At 58.8% G+C, this 16,837-nt stretch carries 14 protein-coding genes and 2 pseudogenes; 12 read left to right on the forward strand and 4 right to left on the reverse strand.

The annotated features are described in order from the left end of the window. Positions 1 to 19 precede the first annotated feature (19 nt). The 10 genes and pseudogenes from NMD14_11535 to NMD14_11580 all read left to right on the forward strand — a co-directional run bounded on the left by NMD14_11535 (position 20) and on the right by NMD14_11580 (position 10,975). Positions 20 to 970 (forward strand): MoxR family ATPase, encoded by a 951-nt coding sequence (locus NMD14_11535; GenBank protein XEI31426.1) that lies wholly within the window; start codon positions 20 to 22, stop codon positions 968 to 970. Then, on the forward strand, positions 961 to 1,863 hold the full coding sequence (locus tag NMD14_11540; GenBank protein ID XEI31427.1) for a DUF58 domain-containing protein: 903 nt from the start codon (positions 961 to 963) through the stop codon (positions 1,861 to 1,863). The genes NMD14_11535 and NMD14_11540 overlap by 10 nt, the downstream gene beginning before the upstream one ends. Continuing rightward, positions 1,848 to 2,387: a DUF4381 domain-containing protein gene (locus NMD14_11545; protein XEI31428.1), complete on the forward strand. Its 540-nt coding sequence runs from the start codon at positions 1,848 to 1,850 to the stop codon at positions 2,385 to 2,387. The genes NMD14_11540 and NMD14_11545 overlap by 16 nt, the downstream gene beginning before the upstream one ends. After that, positions 2,384 to 3,376, forward strand: coding sequence for a VWA domain-containing protein (locus NMD14_11550; GenBank protein ID XEI31429.1), 993 nt, complete (start codon positions 2,384 to 2,386; stop codon positions 3,374 to 3,376). Before NMD14_11545 ends, NMD14_11550 begins: the two co-directional genes overlap by 4 nt. Then, positions 3,367 to 4,823, forward strand: a pseudogene (locus NMD14_11555) (VWA domain-containing protein). The gene NMD14_11550 and the pseudogene NMD14_11555 overlap by 10 nt, the downstream one beginning before the upstream one ends. A 53-nt stretch (positions 4,824 to 4,876) precedes the next feature. Further along, positions 4,877 to 6,367, forward strand: coding sequence for a hypothetical protein (locus tag NMD14_11560; GenBank protein ID XEI34755.1), 1,491 nt, complete (start codon positions 4,877 to 4,879; stop codon positions 6,365 to 6,367). A 13-nt stretch (positions 6,368 to 6,380) separates the two neighbouring features. Beyond that, positions 6,381 to 6,980, forward strand: a complete 600-nt coding sequence (locus NMD14_11565) for a sigma-70 family RNA polymerase sigma factor (GenBank protein ID XEI31430.1) — start codon at positions 6,381 to 6,383, stop codon at positions 6,978 to 6,980. Further along, entirely contained in the window at positions 6,973 to 7,749 is a 777-nt protein-coding gene (locus tag NMD14_11570) for a DUF3379 domain-containing protein (protein XEI31431.1), read from the forward strand. Before NMD14_11565 ends, NMD14_11570 begins: the two co-directional genes overlap by 8 nt. Positions 7,750 to 8,152: 403 nt before the next feature. Beyond that, positions 8,153 to 9,439 carry a porin gene (locus tag NMD14_11575; GenBank protein ID XEI31432.1) on the forward strand — a complete coding sequence of 429 codons (1,287 nt, stop codon included), beginning with the start codon at positions 8,153 to 8,155 and terminating at the stop codon, positions 9,437 to 9,439. Between the two features lie 252 nt (positions 9,440 to 9,691). Then, on the forward strand, positions 9,692 to 10,975 hold the full coding sequence (locus NMD14_11580; protein XEI31433.1) for an OmpP1/FadL family transporter: 1,284 nt from the start codon (positions 9,692 to 9,694) through the stop codon (positions 10,973 to 10,975). A 36-nt stretch (positions 10,976 to 11,011) separates the two neighbouring features. Here the strand turns inward: NMD14_11580 and NMD14_11585 are convergent, their stop codons facing one another. Further along, positions 11,012 to 12,178, reverse strand: a complete 1,167-nt coding sequence (locus tag NMD14_11585) for a transposase (protein ID XEI31434.1) — start codon at positions 12,176 to 12,178, stop codon at positions 11,012 to 11,014. A 302-nt stretch (positions 12,179 to 12,480) separates the two neighbouring features. On the opposite strand from NMD14_11585, the gene NMD14_11590 reads away from it, so the two are divergent. Beyond that, on the forward strand, positions 12,481 to 13,704 hold the full coding sequence (locus tag NMD14_11590) for an EAL domain-containing protein (protein ID XEI31435.1): 1,224 nt from the start codon (positions 12,481 to 12,483) through the stop codon (positions 13,702 to 13,704). Here the strand turns inward: NMD14_11590 and NMD14_11595 are convergent. After that, positions 13,701 to 14,876, reverse strand: coding sequence for a thiolase family protein (locus NMD14_11595; protein ID XEI31436.1), 1,176 nt, complete (start codon positions 14,874 to 14,876; stop codon positions 13,701 to 13,703). The two genes, NMD14_11590 and NMD14_11595, sit on opposite strands and share 4 nt — an antisense overlap. Positions 14,877 to 14,998: 122 nt before the next feature. Here NMD14_11595 and NMD14_11600 point away from each other — a divergent pair, with 122 nt between their 5' ends. After that, on the forward strand, positions 14,999 to 15,391 hold the full coding sequence (locus NMD14_11600; GenBank protein ID XEI31437.1) for a MerR family DNA-binding transcriptional regulator: 393 nt from the start codon (positions 14,999 to 15,001) through the stop codon (positions 15,389 to 15,391). A 107-nt stretch (positions 15,392 to 15,498) separates the two neighbouring features. Here the strand turns inward: NMD14_11600 and rplY are convergent, their stop codons facing one another. After that, positions 15,499 to 15,786 (reverse strand): 50S ribosomal protein L25, encoded by a 288-nt coding sequence (rplY, locus tag NMD14_11605; GenBank protein XEI31438.1) that lies wholly within the window; start codon positions 15,784 to 15,786, stop codon positions 15,499 to 15,501. 116 nt (positions 15,787 to 15,902) lie between these two features. Next, positions 15,903 to 16,777, reverse strand: a pseudogene (locus NMD14_11610) (hypothetical protein). Positions 16,778 to 16,837: the final 60 nt, after the last annotated feature.

Raw genomic sequence — 16,837 nt, forward strand, 5'->3', positions numbered from 1 at the left:
AAAACAACGGGTTTATCGCATGGCAGCGGCCGAGTTCAGCGCGCTTAGGGACTATCTTGGCAGTCAGATCCTGGGGCAGGAGGAGCTAATAGAAGGGCTCCTGATCGCCCTGTTATGTGAAGGACATGTGTTAATCGAAGGGGCTCCCGGTCTTGCCAAGACCCGCGCCGTCAAGGCGCTCGCTGGCGCCGTCGAGGGGCGCTTTGCCCGTATCCAGTTTACCCCTGACCTGCTCCCGGCAGATCTGACCGGCAGCGAGGTGTTCCACCCGCAGGATGCCAGTTTTGTATTCCAGCCCGGTCCCCTGTTCAACCATCTGGTGCTGGCGGACGAGATCAACCGGGCGCCGGCCAAGGTGCAATCGGCGCTGCTGGAAGCCATGGCCGAGCACCAGATCACCGTGGGTAAAAAGAGCTGGCGGCTGCCACCCCTCTTTATGGTGGCCGCTACCCAGAACCCCATCGAGCAGGAGGGCACCTATCCCCTGCCGGAGGCTCAGCTCGACCGCTTTTTGCTCAAGCTGATGGTGGATTACCCGAGCCCCACCATGGAGCTCGCCATCTTGCAGCTCAACGCCAGCGGCGAACAACTTGGCCCGGCGCCAGTGACCCTGAGCCAGACTTGCTTGCAACAAGCCCGCAGCGAGGTGCTGGCGGTGACCATGCAAAGCAGACTGGAGCACTATCTGGTGGAGCTGGTCTGCGCCACCCGCCCGGGCAGCGGCCTGTACCCTGCCCTTGAGCCGCTGATTGCCGTAGGGGCCAGCCCCCGGGCGACGCTGGGGCTGGCTCGCTCCGCCCGCGCCCGCGCCTGGCTCGCCGGACGTGACTATGTGCTGCCGGAAGATATCCAGCTGCAGGCCTATCCGGTGCTGCGCCACCGCCTTATCCCCAGTTATCAGGCTCTGGCCGACAATCTGGATAATGACATCCTGATCGCCCAACTGCTGGATCAGGTGCCATGCCCCTAGCGCCGGACCACCATCCCGACATCGCCCTGTCGCTGCCACGGCTGCTCAATATCCGACTCTGGGCCAACGCCAGAGCCAGGCCGAAAACAGGTCTAAGCAGCAGCGAACGCGGCAAACCGGGCCGCTCCCCCGGGCTCACATTTCGGGAGCTGCGTGCCTATCAGGCGGGTGACGAGGTTCGTCATATCGACTGGCGGGTGACGGCTCGCCTCGGTCGTCCCTATACTCGGCTCTACAATGAGGAGCTGGATCAGGCGCACTGGCTGCTGCTCGATCTCTCTCCCGCCATGTATTTCGGCTCCACGCTACAGCTTAAGGCGCGCCTGGGGTGCGAGCTGGCAGCAGCCCTGATCTGGCAAGGAGAGAAGCAGCACAACACCCTGATCTGCCACGGGCTTATCCCCCAACACCAGCGCCAGCGCGGCAGCGTGCTGCCCCTGCTCGAATCTCTCTGCCATCACTATCAGCAAGGGCTGGCACGACGGGCGCTCTCTCACTCGCTGGCCGACACCTTGTCCGGCATGAAGCTGCCCCACGGTGCCAAGCTGACGATCATCACCGACCACAGACCCTGCGAGTCGGCACTCTGTCAGCAACTGCAGCAACTGTCACGGCGCCACGATATTCACTATTGGCAGATCCGCGATCCCCTTGAAGCAGCCCTTCCGCCTGACGGCCAGCTGCCAGTAGCCATCGATCGGCCAGGGCAGCACTATCAGGGCTGGCTGGATGGTGGCCATGGCGGTTTCTCCCACCGCTACCGGCAAGCCGCCGAGCAGCAACTGGCTCACGGCAAGCAACAGTTGTTACCGCTGGTGCAGCGCCTCTATCTGCTCGATAACAGCCAGACGCTGCAACAGCAGTGGCAGGAGGGGTTATGTCATCAGGGATGATCTCACCCGCCGACCTCGACAGCGCCAGCCCCGCCACCGAGGCCATTACTCCGCCACTGGCTGCCCTGATGCGCGATATCCACCCGGGACCGGATCTGATTGAACAGAGTCTTGACCCCAGAGTGCAGGCGCTATTGTGGCTGCTGATCGCCGGTTCTCTTCTGTTTTTGATCGTCCGGATTAGCCGCAGAGCAATACGTTACCGCCGCTGGTGTCGTCAGCTGGAGGGAGATCCGGCACTGCTGGTGGCACGCATACAGGAGGCCCTGCGTCATGAAGCGCTGCAACGTTGGCCCGAGGCGCGCCAGTTGCAAGGAGAGGCGTGGCTCGCCTTTGTCGATCGACACGGCGGCAGCGATTTCAGCCAGTTCTCGCCTCACTGGAGCAGTTGGCTCTATGGCAGCCAGAACCCGAGCAGCGAACAGTGCGAACAGCTGCGGCAACATTATCGGCGCTGGGGTCAAACCCTTTTCTTGCAGCGCTCTCCCCGCTCAAGGTGTAAAGCCGTGCGGAGGCATCCATGATCCTGGCCTGGCCCTGGTTTGCGCTGGCGCTGGTGCTGCCCTTGCTGGTGCGCTTTGGCTTGCCGCCCCTGCGCCGTGGTTATCTGGCTCACCCCGGGTTTGTCCTGCTGCGTCCCCAGGCCGGGTTGCCGCTCTGGCGCGCCATGCTGCTCTGGTGCGCCCTCATTCTTGCCCTCTGCCGCCCCCAGTGGTGGGGAGAACCGGTGATCCAATATGAAGGGAGTCGGGATCTGCTGCTGGCGGTGGACCTGTCAGACAGCATGCGTACTCCGGATATGCTCGACAACGGCGAACAGCAAGCGCGGCTGTCGGCGGTGCGCCAACAGATCAAGGCGCTGATCGCCAAACGGGCTGGAGACAGGGTGGGCCTTATCGTCTTTGCCGATCACGCCTACCTGCTCTCTCCGCTTACTCAGGAGATCCCGGCGCTGTTGACCTTGAGCGACGAGCTCGATTTTGATCTGGTCGGCCGTACCACCGCCCTTGGCGAGGCGATCCAGCTGGCCCGTCAGCATGGGGATCGCCATCGCCCCACCGCCCTGCTGCTGGTCACCGATGGCCGCAATACCGCAGGCAACGCGGATCCGCTGCAGGAGGCCAAACTCGCCGCAGCGCAGGGAATACGGATCTATACGCTGGGGGTCGGGGCCGATCCCGATGCCTTTATCCAGCCCTACGATGAGGCAGGCAGCGGTCAGGCCGACCCCAGCAGTGAACTGGACGAACCGCTCCTGAAAGAGCTGGCACAGACAGGCCAGGGGCGTTACTTTCGGGCGCGCACCCAGAGCGATCTCGATGCCATCAACGCGACCCTCAATACCCTTGAACCTGCCCCCATGCCGGTTGCCCAGTACCAACCGGTGATCGAGCTCTACCCCTGGCCGTTGGCGCTGCTTTGTGGCTTGCTGCTTCTGCCATCAGGACACGGCAGGCTGGAGTTTCGCAGGGTGCGTAGCTGGCTGGCACGAGGCGCGCGCAGATGGAGCTGATCTTGTTACGCCCCCTGTGGCTGCTCGCACTCATCCCCTGGCTCTGGAAAGGATGGCACCGTCGCCGCCAGCCCCCGCTGCTCGCGCCTGCGATGCAGGCTTATCTGCTGCCAGCCTCCCGCCCTCAGCGCCCCTGGCTCTGGCTGGCAACTCTGCCCGTGATGTTGGCCCTGAGCGGGCCGGCACTGCGTGGCGAGCTACAACAGCAGCCTGCGGCGCCGCTCGATATCTGGCTGCTGGACTTGTCACGCTCGATGACCGCCACCGATCTCAAACCGGATCGGGCGACCCGGGTCAGATGGCAGTTGCAGCAACTGCTGAGCCGCGCCAAGGGCGAACGCATTGCGCTGATCCTCTACGCAGGCGATGCCTACCTCGCCATGCCGCCCACCCGGGATCATCAGGCCCTTTCGCTGCTGCTGCCCGACTTGCGCCCCGATATCATGCCGCTGCAGGGCAGCAACCCGGCACGGGCCATTGAGCTTGCCATGAAGCAGATTGCTCCCGGTGAACAGGCGCGTCTGCTGCTGATCACCGACGACCTCACCCAGAATCAGATGACCCAGATCGCCGCCCTGTGGCCCTGCCAGCAGCGCCTTATCTGCCGCGACACCCAGTCGGCTCGCCTCGATATTCTGCTCGCCAACAGCGGTCAACCGGCCCCCATGCCCGCCATTCCGGCCAATGAGTTGGGGTTTGCCACCCGCATGCCCGCGCAGTTGCCCGCCCCCGATAGTCAGGCCATTGCCGCCCTGGCCAATCGCCTCGGCGGTGAGCTGCAGTGGCTTGGCAGCGAAGCGCCCCACTTTGCGCCGCTGCCAGCCACTACCTCGGCCCTCACCCCGGCGCCACTGGATCTTGGCCCCTGGCTGCTGATCCCTTTATTACCGCTCGCCTTGCTGGCCAGAGTCGGCGCCCGGTTGATGATGGCGCTGATGGTGGGAGCGCAGCTGCTTTCGCCACAAGACCTGCAAGCGGCAGAGAGGGTAGACCTGCAAGCGCTGCAGGCTTATCAACAGGGGGATTTTCAGCGGGCTGCCCGCACCTTCAACGATCCGGTCTGGCGCGGCAACGCCTGGTATCGGGCCGGAGCCTACCGACAAGCTATCTCAGCCTATCAGGAAGTAGCGAGCGCCACTGCCCACTACAACCGCGGCAATGCCCTGCTGCAACTGGGGGAGTTTGCCGCAGCCAAAGAGGCCTATCTGGCCGCTCTGGCGCTGGAGCCCGGCCATGAAGATGCGCGCTATAACCTCTCTCTGTTACAGGGCAGCGCGGCGGCCGCTCCCGACACCAGCAACAGCAACAGCAAGCAGCCCGAACCAGCGGCTGAACAGCAGGCAACGGCAATGCCCCAGCCCCCTCTCCCCCGGTGTTGCTACTGGAGCAACGACTGCGCAAAGAGGCGCTGCGCCGGGATCTCATCAAGGTGGAGGAGCCCTGGTGACGCGGGCAGGATGGGGGCTGTTGCTCGCACTGGCGAGTCCATTTTGCTGGGCCTTGCCGCCTCGCGCAGAGCTGCTGCCGGGGGCAGACCGCAGCGATTGGCTGCTGATCATCGAAGCGGATGGCGAGCGCCAGAGCAGTGAGCTGGAGATCACCCCCCTACTGCGCCAGTTTGCAGTCGGTAGAGTGACCATGAGCCGGGTAACCACCCCGGTTCAACAACTGACCCGCTGGCAGATCCCGTTGCACCAGAGCAATTCACCCGCGAATGCAGAGGTGGTGATTGCCCCGCTCAAGCTGGGAAATGAGTTCACCCCCTCGCTCACATTGCCATTGAGATTGCCATTAAGAGAGGCGAAAACAGCCGCACTGCCGCAGCCCGCAGCCCCCTCGCCCCTCGAGATGCAGGCCAGCCTTGATCATCAGGGTCCGCTCTATCCCGGCCAGCCGGTGATCTACCGGCTGACCCTTTGGCTGCCCACCAGCATGCAAAACCCGGCCCTGAGCGAGCTCAGCTCTGCCCACTTCACCATCCGTCGCCTCGGTAGCGACGAGTGGATCGCCCCCGCTCAGGCAGGTCTGCCCGGCAGGCTCACCCGCAGCTGGCTCGTTCAGGCAAAAGCGCCGGGGCTCTGGTACCTCGACTCACCCCGCTTGCAGGGGCAGCTCACGCAGCAAGGGGGAAAAGCGCAACGACTCTCGGCCCGCGCGGCACCGCTAGAGGTTCGGGTCGACAAAGCCCCCGCCACGCCGATCGCCACCCGGCTGACCCTGAGCCAACGGCTTGAACCGGCCACCAAGGGAGAAGTGGGTGAACCGCTGATCCGGATCCTCACCCTGACCATGGAAAATGGTGACAGCGGTCAGATCCAGCTTACCCCCCTGCTGGCCCATCAACTGCCCACTGGCATACAGGCTCATCCCGATGGCGAACAACAGCAGGAGCGTTACCGAGATGGCAAGCTGCTGTTTGAGCGACAGTGGCGCCAAACCCTGGTCGCGGAGCAGAGTGGCAACTATCTGCTGCCCCCGATTGACCTGCCCTGGTTTAATACCCAAAGCGGCCGGATTGAGCAGGCCAGCCTGCCCGCCATCACGCTGACGTTTCAGGCAACAACAAATCGGCAACCTGATCAGCAGCGATCACAAATGACACTGCGAGAGAGCCTTTGGTGGGTCGTGCTGGCCCTGGCACTGCGTGCCCTATGGCGCCACGGGCCCCGCTGGCGCGCCTTCTATCGACTGCAACGTGCCCTTGGCCAACACCAGCCGGATGCCAGTCGCAAGGCACTGATCCAATGGGCGAGTTTGCGCTGGCAGGTCTCCTATTATCAATTAGGCCAGTTGCCTGACGCTGGGCATAATCGGGTCGGCAACGCGCTCGGCGAACTCGAGCGAGCCTGTTTTGCCCGGCCCTGTTCTGGTCCGCCCATCGAGTGGCGCGCTCTGGCGCGTACCCTCATGGCCGATGAAACCACCGGTATTGCGCACCTGATTTACCTGCTGGCGTACGGGAGTTCCCGCTCCCGCCGCCACGCCCCCTGACAAGGATTGCCCTATGGCACTGCTGTTTTTTAGAAAAAAACGTGCTCAGCAGCATATTGGTGGAAATGATCCGGCCACTTCGCCGGTCTCTGATCCTATGGCTGACAAACAAACCAAATTTGAAGCATTGGTTCATGCGCTGCACGGCGATCTCTACCGGTATGCCTACTGGCTGACCCGGGATCCCAACGTGGCGGAAGATCTGGTGCAAGAGACCTTCCTGCGTGCCTGGAAGGCTATCGACACCCTGCTGGATGACAAGGCGGCCAAGGGGTGGCTGATCACCATCCTCAGACGGGAGAACGCCCGCCGCTTTGAACGCAAACAGCTGGAGCTGGTGGATCTCGACGATCACCCTCAACCCCAGCACGATGCACTGCACAGCGAGCAGGAGATGGAGAACGAGTGGTTGCACCGTCACATCGCCCGGCTGCCCGAGGAGTATCAGGAGCCACTGCTGCTGCAAGTCGTGGGAGGATTCAGTGGTGAAGAGATTGCCGAGATGCTCGGCCTCAACAAGAACACCGTCATGACCCGACTGTTTCGCGCCCGCAACCAGATCAAGGAGGCGCTGGAGCAGAAGAACCAAGCAAGAGGACACGGACATGGATGAACTCGAATTTCGCCGCAACGCCATGATCCAGCCCAACGATCAACAGCCGGACTTTCTCAAGGCCGCTGAAGCCAGCCAGACCAATCGGAACTACCTCGACGAAATGCAACAGTTCGACAGAGCCCTCAAGCGCACCATGCAGGTAGAGGTCCCCGCCGGACTGGCCGAGCGGATCCTGCTCAGGCAAGCCATGCAGCAAGAGAGTGACACGCAAGATGATATGCCGCCAACCCGCCCCCTTGGCACGGCGCCAGTCAAGATCCGGACATCGACATCCTGGCGCCAGATCGCCCTGGCCGCATCGGTCGCCTTCCTGCTGGGAATGAGCACCCGCTGGATCACGCTACCAGAGACTCCTGCGGCACTCTCCCTCGCACAGGTGGCGATGGCTCATGTCTATGGCGAAGAACCCTTTATCGAAGGTGTCGATGAGCAGGTCGATCTGCATAACATCAATGCCAAGATGGAGAAGTATGGCGCCACCTTAAGCGAGATGGATGGGCTCAAGGTGACCTATGTCAATCACTGCTCGTTTTATCAGGGACCAGCCCTGCACATGGTGATCCAGGGAAAGATGGGGCCAGTCACCCTCTTTTTAGTGCCCAAACATGTTCCGTTAACCCTGCAACAGGCCACCTTTGAAGATGGCACCCTCAAAGGGGAGATAGTCCAGCTCAAAGGCGCCAATATGGTACTGATTGGCGAGATGAAAGAGCCACTTGCACCTGTTGCTAACGCCCTGCAGTCACGTCTGCAGTGGGCCATTTAACATCGCCGGTTAACAACGTCAGACCCGTCCTGAATAGCAGGCGGCGGTCACCAGCCGCTGCCTGTTCCCCCCCTGTTTACTCCCCTTTGTCACTCATTTGCCTCAAAATTTCGAAAAATCGACAAAATTATTTTTGTGACGGGGATCAGCAATCCCGGTCAATAATCCGCCTTTATCGCCTGAAAATGATGAATTAAACATCTAGTTAAAACAAATGATTAACACATTGGTCACTTTTATGTATTCTGCTGTGACTGGTCTGATTTCTTACCTCCTACCAGATCCATAGAATCACACCAGAATTGATTGGGAAGAAGCTGAAATAAAAACGGATTTTGTCGAGGTTTGCACTGAACGTGCAGCCAAATATCGGCAAAAAAATCTGCCTACAAGAGAGAATTCCATGACGACAACTATGTTTAAGAAGAGCCTGATTGCCGCCACCATCGCGCTGGCCACCGGTCAAGTCCATGCTGCGGCATTCCAGTTGAACGAGCATTCGGCCTCCGGTCTGGGTCGCGCCTATGCCGGTGAAGCGGCGATTGCCGATAACGCCTCCGTGCTGGCCCGTAACCCGGCCGCCATGACCACCTTCGACAAGATGGCGGTTTCTGTCTCCGGCACCTACATCAAACCGGATGTGGATGTTGATGGTGCTGTTTACGCTGGCGCGAATAAGATGGCTCCAGCCAGCGAAAATGACATTGCGCCAGCAGCTTTCGTTCCTGCTTCTTACTTTATTCAGCCGCTGAATGACCAGTGGGCATGGGGCATCGGCCTCTTCTCTAACTACGGTCTTTCCACCGAGTACTCCAAAACCTTCCCGGCCGGTGCCGGTGCTGGTGATACCGAGTTGATGACCTTCAATATCAACCCGAACATCGCCTATCGCATCAACGAGCAATTCAGTGTCGGTGCCGGTATCAACGCCGTTTACGGTGCCGCCGAACTCAACCGCTATGCCGGTCTGCTGGGCCCGCTGAACCCACCTAGCCAAGGTGGCCCGCTGGCGACAAATACTCGCTTGGCTCACCTGAAAGGCGATACCTGGGGCTTTGGCTGGAACGTTGGTACCCTGTATGAAGTCAATGAAAACCATCGCTTCGCACTGACCTACCGTTCACAAGTCGATATGAGCTTTGACGGTGACTTCCAAGGCGCAACCTCTCGGAATCGCACCGTGGATGGCAACCTGAAGCTGGATCTGCCAGCGCAAGCCGAGTTCGCCGGTTACCACCGTCTGAATCAGCAGTTTGCCGTGCACTACTCGGTCAACTGGACAGACTGGAGCGCATTTGAAGAGCTGAAAGCAACCAGCTCTCAGTGCGCAAACGGTGTCTGTCTGCAAAAACCCGAAAAATTCAAAGACGCAATGCGTTATTCCATCGGCGGAACCTGGTATATCAACCCGGCCTGGGAAGCGCGTCTGGGCTTTGCCTATGACAACACCCCGATCGAAGCTGAGTACCGTAGCCTGAGTATTCCAGACGCAGACCGGATGTGGTACAGCGCCGGTGCTACGTATCACTTCAGCCCGGATATGAGCCTGGACTTTGGTCTGACTTATATCGATGGCGAGGAAGTGGATGTCAACGAAGGTCTGCGTAACCACTCCGACAGCCTGCGTTGGAAAGGCACCTCCCACGGCAACGCCTTCCTGGCCTCTGCCGGCTTCAATATGAAGTTCTGATTATTGATAGAATGGAAAGAGCGCCGTCAGGCGCTCTTTTTTTATCTGCAAAACCCATTTCAGCGCACACATGTAGCACACACGTGTTTATTTTTTGTTTTTAATCAAGCTATTAGAGTGCACCATCCCAGCATTAAATCTTGTTTTCTCCAGATACCGGCCATTACCGTTGCCTTACTGGTCATACCATATAAAATCCTGCCTCCATCCATATGACCCATTGAACCTTCGGGAAACAGCCAGGATTTTGCCATGCATCCCATCATCAAACCCTCCGTGCTCGCCCTGCTGATTGTGGCCACTCAGGCCCACGCCGCTGGCTACCAGTTAGCGGAGCAGTCAGCCACAGGTCTTGGCCGCGCCTTTGCCGGTGAGGCCGCTATTGCGGACAATGCCTCAGTATTGGGCCGCAATCCCGGTGCTATCACCCGTTTTCGTAGCCCTGCTCTTTCTGGTGGCGTTATCTACCTGAAACCGGATGTCAATATCAGTGGTCAGGTGCACGACATTTTCAGCACCCAGAATGCCAGTGCCAACGATATCGCGGATGATGCCTGGATCCCCAACCTCTACTTCATCACCCCGATCAACGAACGTCTGAGTCTGGGGCTCTCTGCCACCTCCCACTACGGGCTGGGCATTGAGATGCCTCAGGGCTATGACGCCGGTCATTTTGGCAATGTGTCCGACATCAGGACAGTCGATGTGGGTGCAGCATTGGCTTATCGCCTCAACGACATGCTCTCCATCGGCGCCGGACTCTCCATCATTCAGGGCGAAGGGGAAGTGGGTGGTACCTATCCCACGACGCTCACCAATGGTCAAAACGTGATTGCCAAGCATGTAAAAGGGGATGGCAGCGCGCTGGGCTGGAATGCAGGCATCCTGCTGGCGCCGAGCAAGCAGACCCGTATCGGCCTCTCCTATCGCAACGGTGTCAATCTCAAGCTCAACGGCGATGCGACCGTGAGCAAGCCTGTAGCGCCGGGGAAATTTGTCACCGTCAATGATCAGGGCAATCTGATCCTGCCGCTGCCAGCCACTGCGGAGGCCGCTTTCTATCACGATCTGACAGAGCACCTGGCCCTGCACGGTAGCCTCAATTGGACTGACTGGAGCAAATTTGAATCTCTGACTGCCAATCTCGCTCACCTAGGCCCCCTGCCAATCAAAGAAGAGCACTGGCAAGATAGCTGGCGCTACGCTCTGGGAATGACCTATCAGCTGGATCAAAAATGGCAACTGCGATCCGGTATTGCCTATGACCAGAGCCCGGTGCCAGCCGATCGTCGTACCATCTCCATCCCCGATGCCGACCGCGTCTGGTACAGTGCCGGTCTCGGCTATCGCCACAACAAAGCGCTCTCGGTAGATCTGGGGCTCACCTTTATTGATGGTAAGCAAGTCCATGTCCATGAGAGCCTGAGCCAACCGATCGTTGTCAATGGCCAAGCTCTGATCTATCGCTCCGATTTCAACGGTTACTCCGAGGGCGATGCCTGGCTGGCTGGTGCACAATTGAGCTATCTCTTGTGACTGCTCCCCGCCGCAAGCGGCGAGGCTTCCCACTTCTTAGGCCGCTACCGTCAGATTGACGGATTTACGCTGGCCTCCATGGGCAGAAACGGCGAGCCCCGCCGCTTTTAATTCCAATATTCCTTGCTGTCGAATGTTCATGGCCGCGTTGATGTCGCGGTCATGTTCTGCCCCACACGCTGGACATACCCACTGTCGCTGGTGAAGTGGCATCTCCGGCATCTTGTGGCCGCACTCGCTACATGGTTTAGAGCTGGCAAACCACTGATCGAGTTTGATTAGGTGGCGGCCCGCCGCTTGGGCTTTGTACTCCAGCCTCATGATAAAACCATACCAGCCAGCATCGCCAATGGCGCGGGCCAGCTTGTGGTTTTTCATCATATTGGTTGTTTTAAGCGTCTCCACGATGATCGCTTGGTTATCGTCAACTATCGTGCGAGAGAGTTTGTGCTGAAAATCAGCGCGAGCATTGGCTACCCGCTCGTGCAGGGCGGCCAGCTGTAATTTGGCCTTACTACGATTGGCACTGCCTTTTTTCTTGCGAGACAGTGCTTTTTGCTTTCGCCGCAGATTGCGACTGGCCTTGATAAGATGGCGCGGGTTGGCCATCTTTTTGCCACTCGACGCAATGAGGTAGTGGGACAGCCCCATATCATAGCCTGTCACCTCTGTGATGAGGGAGGGCTTGGCGGGAGCCTCACGGCCATCATCGCAAAGGATGGAGGCATAGTATTTCCCTGTCGGGCCACGGCTGACCGTGATACTGGAGACCACGCCGATAATATCTCGGTGAATGACAGCTCGGATGGGCGTCATCTTCGGTAACAGGATGGCATCGGTCAGCACTTTGCCATTGGGGTGGTAGCTCGATTGCCTGCCTCTCTTGCTCTTGAAGGTGGGCATCCTGGCCTTGAGCTTGGGGTTGAAAAAATTGGCGAATGCCTTATCCAGGTTGATCACCGCCTGCTGTAAGGCTTGTGAATCGTACTCTTTCAGCCAGCTGTATTTGCGCGATTTTTTTGCCACAGCGAGCAGGGGTTTCAAGTCGCGTTTGGGTTTCAGTGAAACCCTGTGGCGCTGGAACATGTGCCGCTGAATATGAAGGGCTTTGTTGTACGCAAACCGCACCGCGCCGAACTGGGCATTGAGGAATGCCGCTTGTTCGTCGGTGGGGTAAATACGTACTTTTGTGGCTCTTTTCATGATTAAAAACACAGTCTGTATATAAGCACAGTTATAGCGCGTGCCAGTGAAATCAACAACCGCTGCTGACGTGCGGCAGGCGCGACTATCGAGACACTGAAGACATAGGCTGGCTCGCAAACGCATCAGATTAGCACCCCTTATATCCCCGCTCGATTGGGCGAGGGTTTACGGGGCATCCGCTAAATTCCTTCCCCGTAGAAAAACGCTATGCCAATTATTGCCTTACTCAATAAGGTGAACACTGGCATAGTGTTCTGCAACACCATAAAATCACCCCAGTACCCATACTGGAGCAAGGCATGTATTCCTACGTAGCAAGACAGCCGATCCTCGACAGAGACCTCAATACCCACGCCTATGAGCTGCTCTTTCGCGATAGTCTGAATAATGTCTTCCCGAGTATCTCCTCCCAGCAGGCGACGTCACGCCTGGTGGTCGAACAGTTCCTGCAACAGAATATCGATCAGCTGTTGGGGGGCCGCCCCTGCTTTATCAATTTTCCCCACTCACTGCTGCTGGAGGGATTGGCAGAGTGCCTGCCGCCCGAAAAAGTGGTGATTGAGATCCTGGAAGATTCCCCACCTGATGATGCCTTGCTGGAAAAGGTGAAACAGCTGCACAAGCTCGGTTATCAGCTGGCGCTCGATGACTTCACCATGTCACCGGATTGGGAGCGTTTCTTCCCTTTTATCCACATTATCAAGTTTGATCTTCGCGCCACCTCCCTGCTGCAGATCAAGGTGTTTATTCAGCGGCATCAAGCGTTGGGGCTCACCTATCTGGCGGAAAAAGTGGAGGACAAGGCAGAGTTCGAGCGGGTCAAACAGCTGGGGATCCAGCTATTCCAGGGCTTTTTCTTCAGTCGACCCGAGATGGTCAAGCAAGCTACCATGGCACCGGCGCAGGTCGTGGTGATGCAGTTGCTCAACGTGGTTAACGAGACAGAGCCTGATATCAACAAGATTGAGCAGCTACTCGGTCAGGATATCTCCCTCTCCCTCAAGCTGCTGCGCTACGTTAACCATCTCAAAGGCCATACCAACCCTATTTCGTCATTTCGCCAAGCTGCCATCTATCTGGGCAACACCCAGCTAAAGCGTTTTGTCTCGCTGGTGGCGGCGACCAGTGCAGGCAAGGGCAAGAGCGCCGAGCTCTATCAAATGTCGATGATCCGCGCCCGATTCTGCGAGCTGCTGGCCCATGCCCATGCCCCGACCCAACAGGCACAACAGGCCTTTATCACCGGCCTCTTCTCCCTGCTGGATGTACTGATGGAGCAGCCGATGGACAAGCTGCTGGGTACTATCCCCCTTATTGAAGATATTCGGCTGGCGCTGCTGGAACGCAAAGGCAATCTCGGTTTCTACCTCGCGTTTTGTGAAGATTACGAAAATGCCAACTGGTCAAGAGTCACAGCCAGAACCGCAAAGTTAGGGCTCAACGAGGATAAGGTGAGTCACCTTTATCTGGCCGCCACCACCTGGGTCAACGAACAGCTGCTGGCGATGGAGGCCACCAATTAATTCGTCTCGTCATTCACCTCGACCGCGATGGCGGTCGCCTCCCCGCCCCCGATACAGAGCACGGCCACTCCCCGCCGCAAACTCCGTTGCCGCAGCGCGGCGATCAGGGTAACCAGAATGCGTGCGCCACTCGCTCCCAGCGGATGACCGAGGGCACAGGCCCCGCCATGCACATTGACCTTGTGATGAGGAATGCCGACCCCGCTCATGGCCAGCATGGTAACCATGGCAAAGGCCTCGTTGATCTCGAACAGATCCACCTCTTCCACCGACCATGCCAGACGATCCAGCAGCCGTGAGATGGCTCCAATGGGCGCAGAGGTAAATTCGGCGGGCAATGCCGCATGGCTCTGATAACCGACAATCCGTGCCAGCACAGGCACTTGCCAGGCTTGCGCCGTGGCGCCATCCATCAATATCAGCGCTGCCGCACCGTCCGAGATGGAGCTCGAATTGGCCGCCGTTATGGTGCCCTCCTTGCCAAACGCAGGTTTCAGGGTCGGGATCTTCTCCGGTCTGCCTTTACTAGGCTGTTCGTCTTCGGCCAGCAACAAGCGATCACCGCGATAGACACTTGCCAACTCGGATGCAAACGCACCGGCTTGCTGCGCATCCCGGGCCCGCTGCAATGACGCAAGGGCAAACTCATCCATGGCACTGCGGGTCAAACTGGCCTGATCGGCGCTGCGCTGGGCATGTATCCCCATCAGCTGGCCATCATAGGCATCTTGCAAACCGTCGAGGAAGAGGTGATCCAGCACCTTTTGATGCCCCATCCGAAAGCCGCTGCGGGCGTTATCCAGCAGATAGGGGGCACGACTCATGCTCTCCATCCCCCCCGCCACCACCACCCGGTTATCGCCCAGGCGAATGGTATCCGCCGCCAGCATCACCGCCTTCATACCGGAGCCACACACCTTGTTGATCGTGGTTGCGGGCACACTATCTGGCAGCCCCGCTTTCAACAACGCCTGCCGGGCGGGCGCTTGCCCCACGCCCGCCGCCAGCACATTGCCCATAAACACTTCATCGACCTGCTCCGGACGCAGCCCGCTTTGTTGCAGTGCCGCCTCGATGGCACAGGCTCCCAACTCAGGCGCCGTCACCTCAGCCAATGCCCCCTGAAATGCCCCCATCGGAGTCCGTTTCGCCGCCACAATTGCAATATCCATTTGCCTGCCTCTGTTTGTTACATGGCCATAACATAGGGGTTCTGACGCGATGGAACAAGAGTTGCAGTGCAGTTTACGTTTAGGTAAGGTGCAGGCAGGATTTAGTTCGCCAAGAAGTCTGTATGACTAACAAGGATGAAGGACGGCGCTTCAGCATCAGTGAGCTGGCCCGGGAATTTGATATTACGACGCGCAGTATCCGTTTCTACGAGGATCAGGGGTTGCTCAATCCTGCCAGAGAGGGACAGACCCGCATTTATAGCAAGCAGGATCGGGTTCGCCTCAAGCTCACCCTGCGCGGCAAGCGGCTCGGCTTCAGCCTCGCCGAGATCCGCGAGCTATTTGATCTCTATGATGCCGACAAGAGCAGCCGCACCCAGCTGCAGACCATGCTGGGTCTGGTCGAGGAGAAACGGGAGACACTGCAACAGCAGATGGAAGATATCAGGATGGTGCTGCTGGAGCTGGATGCCGCCGAGCAGCGCTGCCAACAGGCGCTGAGCCAGCTGGGATAACCGGCTTGCGGTGGCTGTTCAGGTCGCCCTCTCTACCCGCTCACAAGATGCCAGATAGCAAAAAGCCACTCCTGAAAGTGGCTTTTCTTCAACCTGACGGTTCGCTATTAAACGCGAACGAAGTCCAGGTGGATCAGCTTGTAACGTACCGGGTGACGCTGGATAGCTTTCACTTTTACGTTAACTTCTTCACCGTTGATAACCAGAGTCAGTACAGACTCATAGAATTCCGGCTTCTCTTGAGCCAGAACCATTTTCTTGTGGTCAACAGTGATGGACAGAGCTTCTTTGCCTGCACCGTAAACGATGGCAGGAACTTGGTCAGCTTGACGCAGGCGGCGGCTCGCACCTTTCCCCAGGTCAGAACGGACTTCAGCTTGGAATACGAAAGACATAGTATGTATCTCTTTTGGATGGATTTATGGCGCTAACTGCGACCGGTCAGCACCTCGCAAAACGAGCGCGAATACTACCACGGGCCAAATTTGCATACAAGGTAACGACGCTGCATTTAGCGCCCCTGCTCCAACCGGGCAAATTGCTGCTGGCGCTGGGCTGGGCTCAAGGCATCAAACTGCGCCAGGGTCTCGGCGCGCGGGCAGTAAAGACCATCCCCCGTTCTGACCCGAATGCTCTTGCCAAGCCGCTGCTGATTCTCCGCCACCAGCGCCAGCAAATAGCTGTAGGTATCGACCCCCTGGGCACTGGATAGCTGATTGGCAATGCGCCACAGCGTCTCCCCTGCGGCGACCTGATGACACACCGTTTGTGAGCCGCCGGCCGCCGGATCCGAAAGGGTGAGCATGGCGTCACTGCCTGTGGATAAGCTAGCCGTGCGGCTGGCGAGAGCCATTCCGCCTCCAATCAACGCATCTGCGCCAGCCATCCCCGCAGTGCGATACGTCACCCCAAGCTGAGCCAGCAGAGGTTCACTCTCGTCGGTGTAAGTGAGACTATCAACACCACCAAGCGCGTCTTGGGGCGCGCGGAACTCGGCGATAAAGGGTGCGATGGGTTGCGCGTGATAACCAGAGGAACCACTCCCCTGCTGAACGATTGCACCAGCCGCAACAGACTGCCCGGGGACAACCCCGTAAGCCATCTCGTCGATGCGCCGCAGCCTTGCCAGATAGGTTTTGGAGCTGCGCCTCCCCTCGAACAGATCGAAGGGGGCACCAGCCGGGCTGGAAAGAGGATCTGCCAGCGACCATGCTTCTGCTGCTGGGCCAGCGGCGGAAACTGATTGCCACGCCAGGCCACAAACATCGCAGGCGGCGTGCGCGCCAGCGGGTAATATTCCGGGTTCAACTGCACCCAGGTTTGTTCCGCGATGGGTTGATAACCGCTGATCATCACCTGCGCCACACTCAACCAGATCCCCAGCATCATTACCTCCCTGACTTGCGGTTTGAAGGGGGCCAGCTGACTGGCAGCCCCCGCTCATCA

Origin of the sequence: Aeromonas veronii (assembly GCA_041319085.1) — a bacterium.
Lineage (GTDB): Bacteria > Pseudomonadota > Gammaproteobacteria > Enterobacterales > Aeromonadaceae > Aeromonas > Aeromonas veronii_F.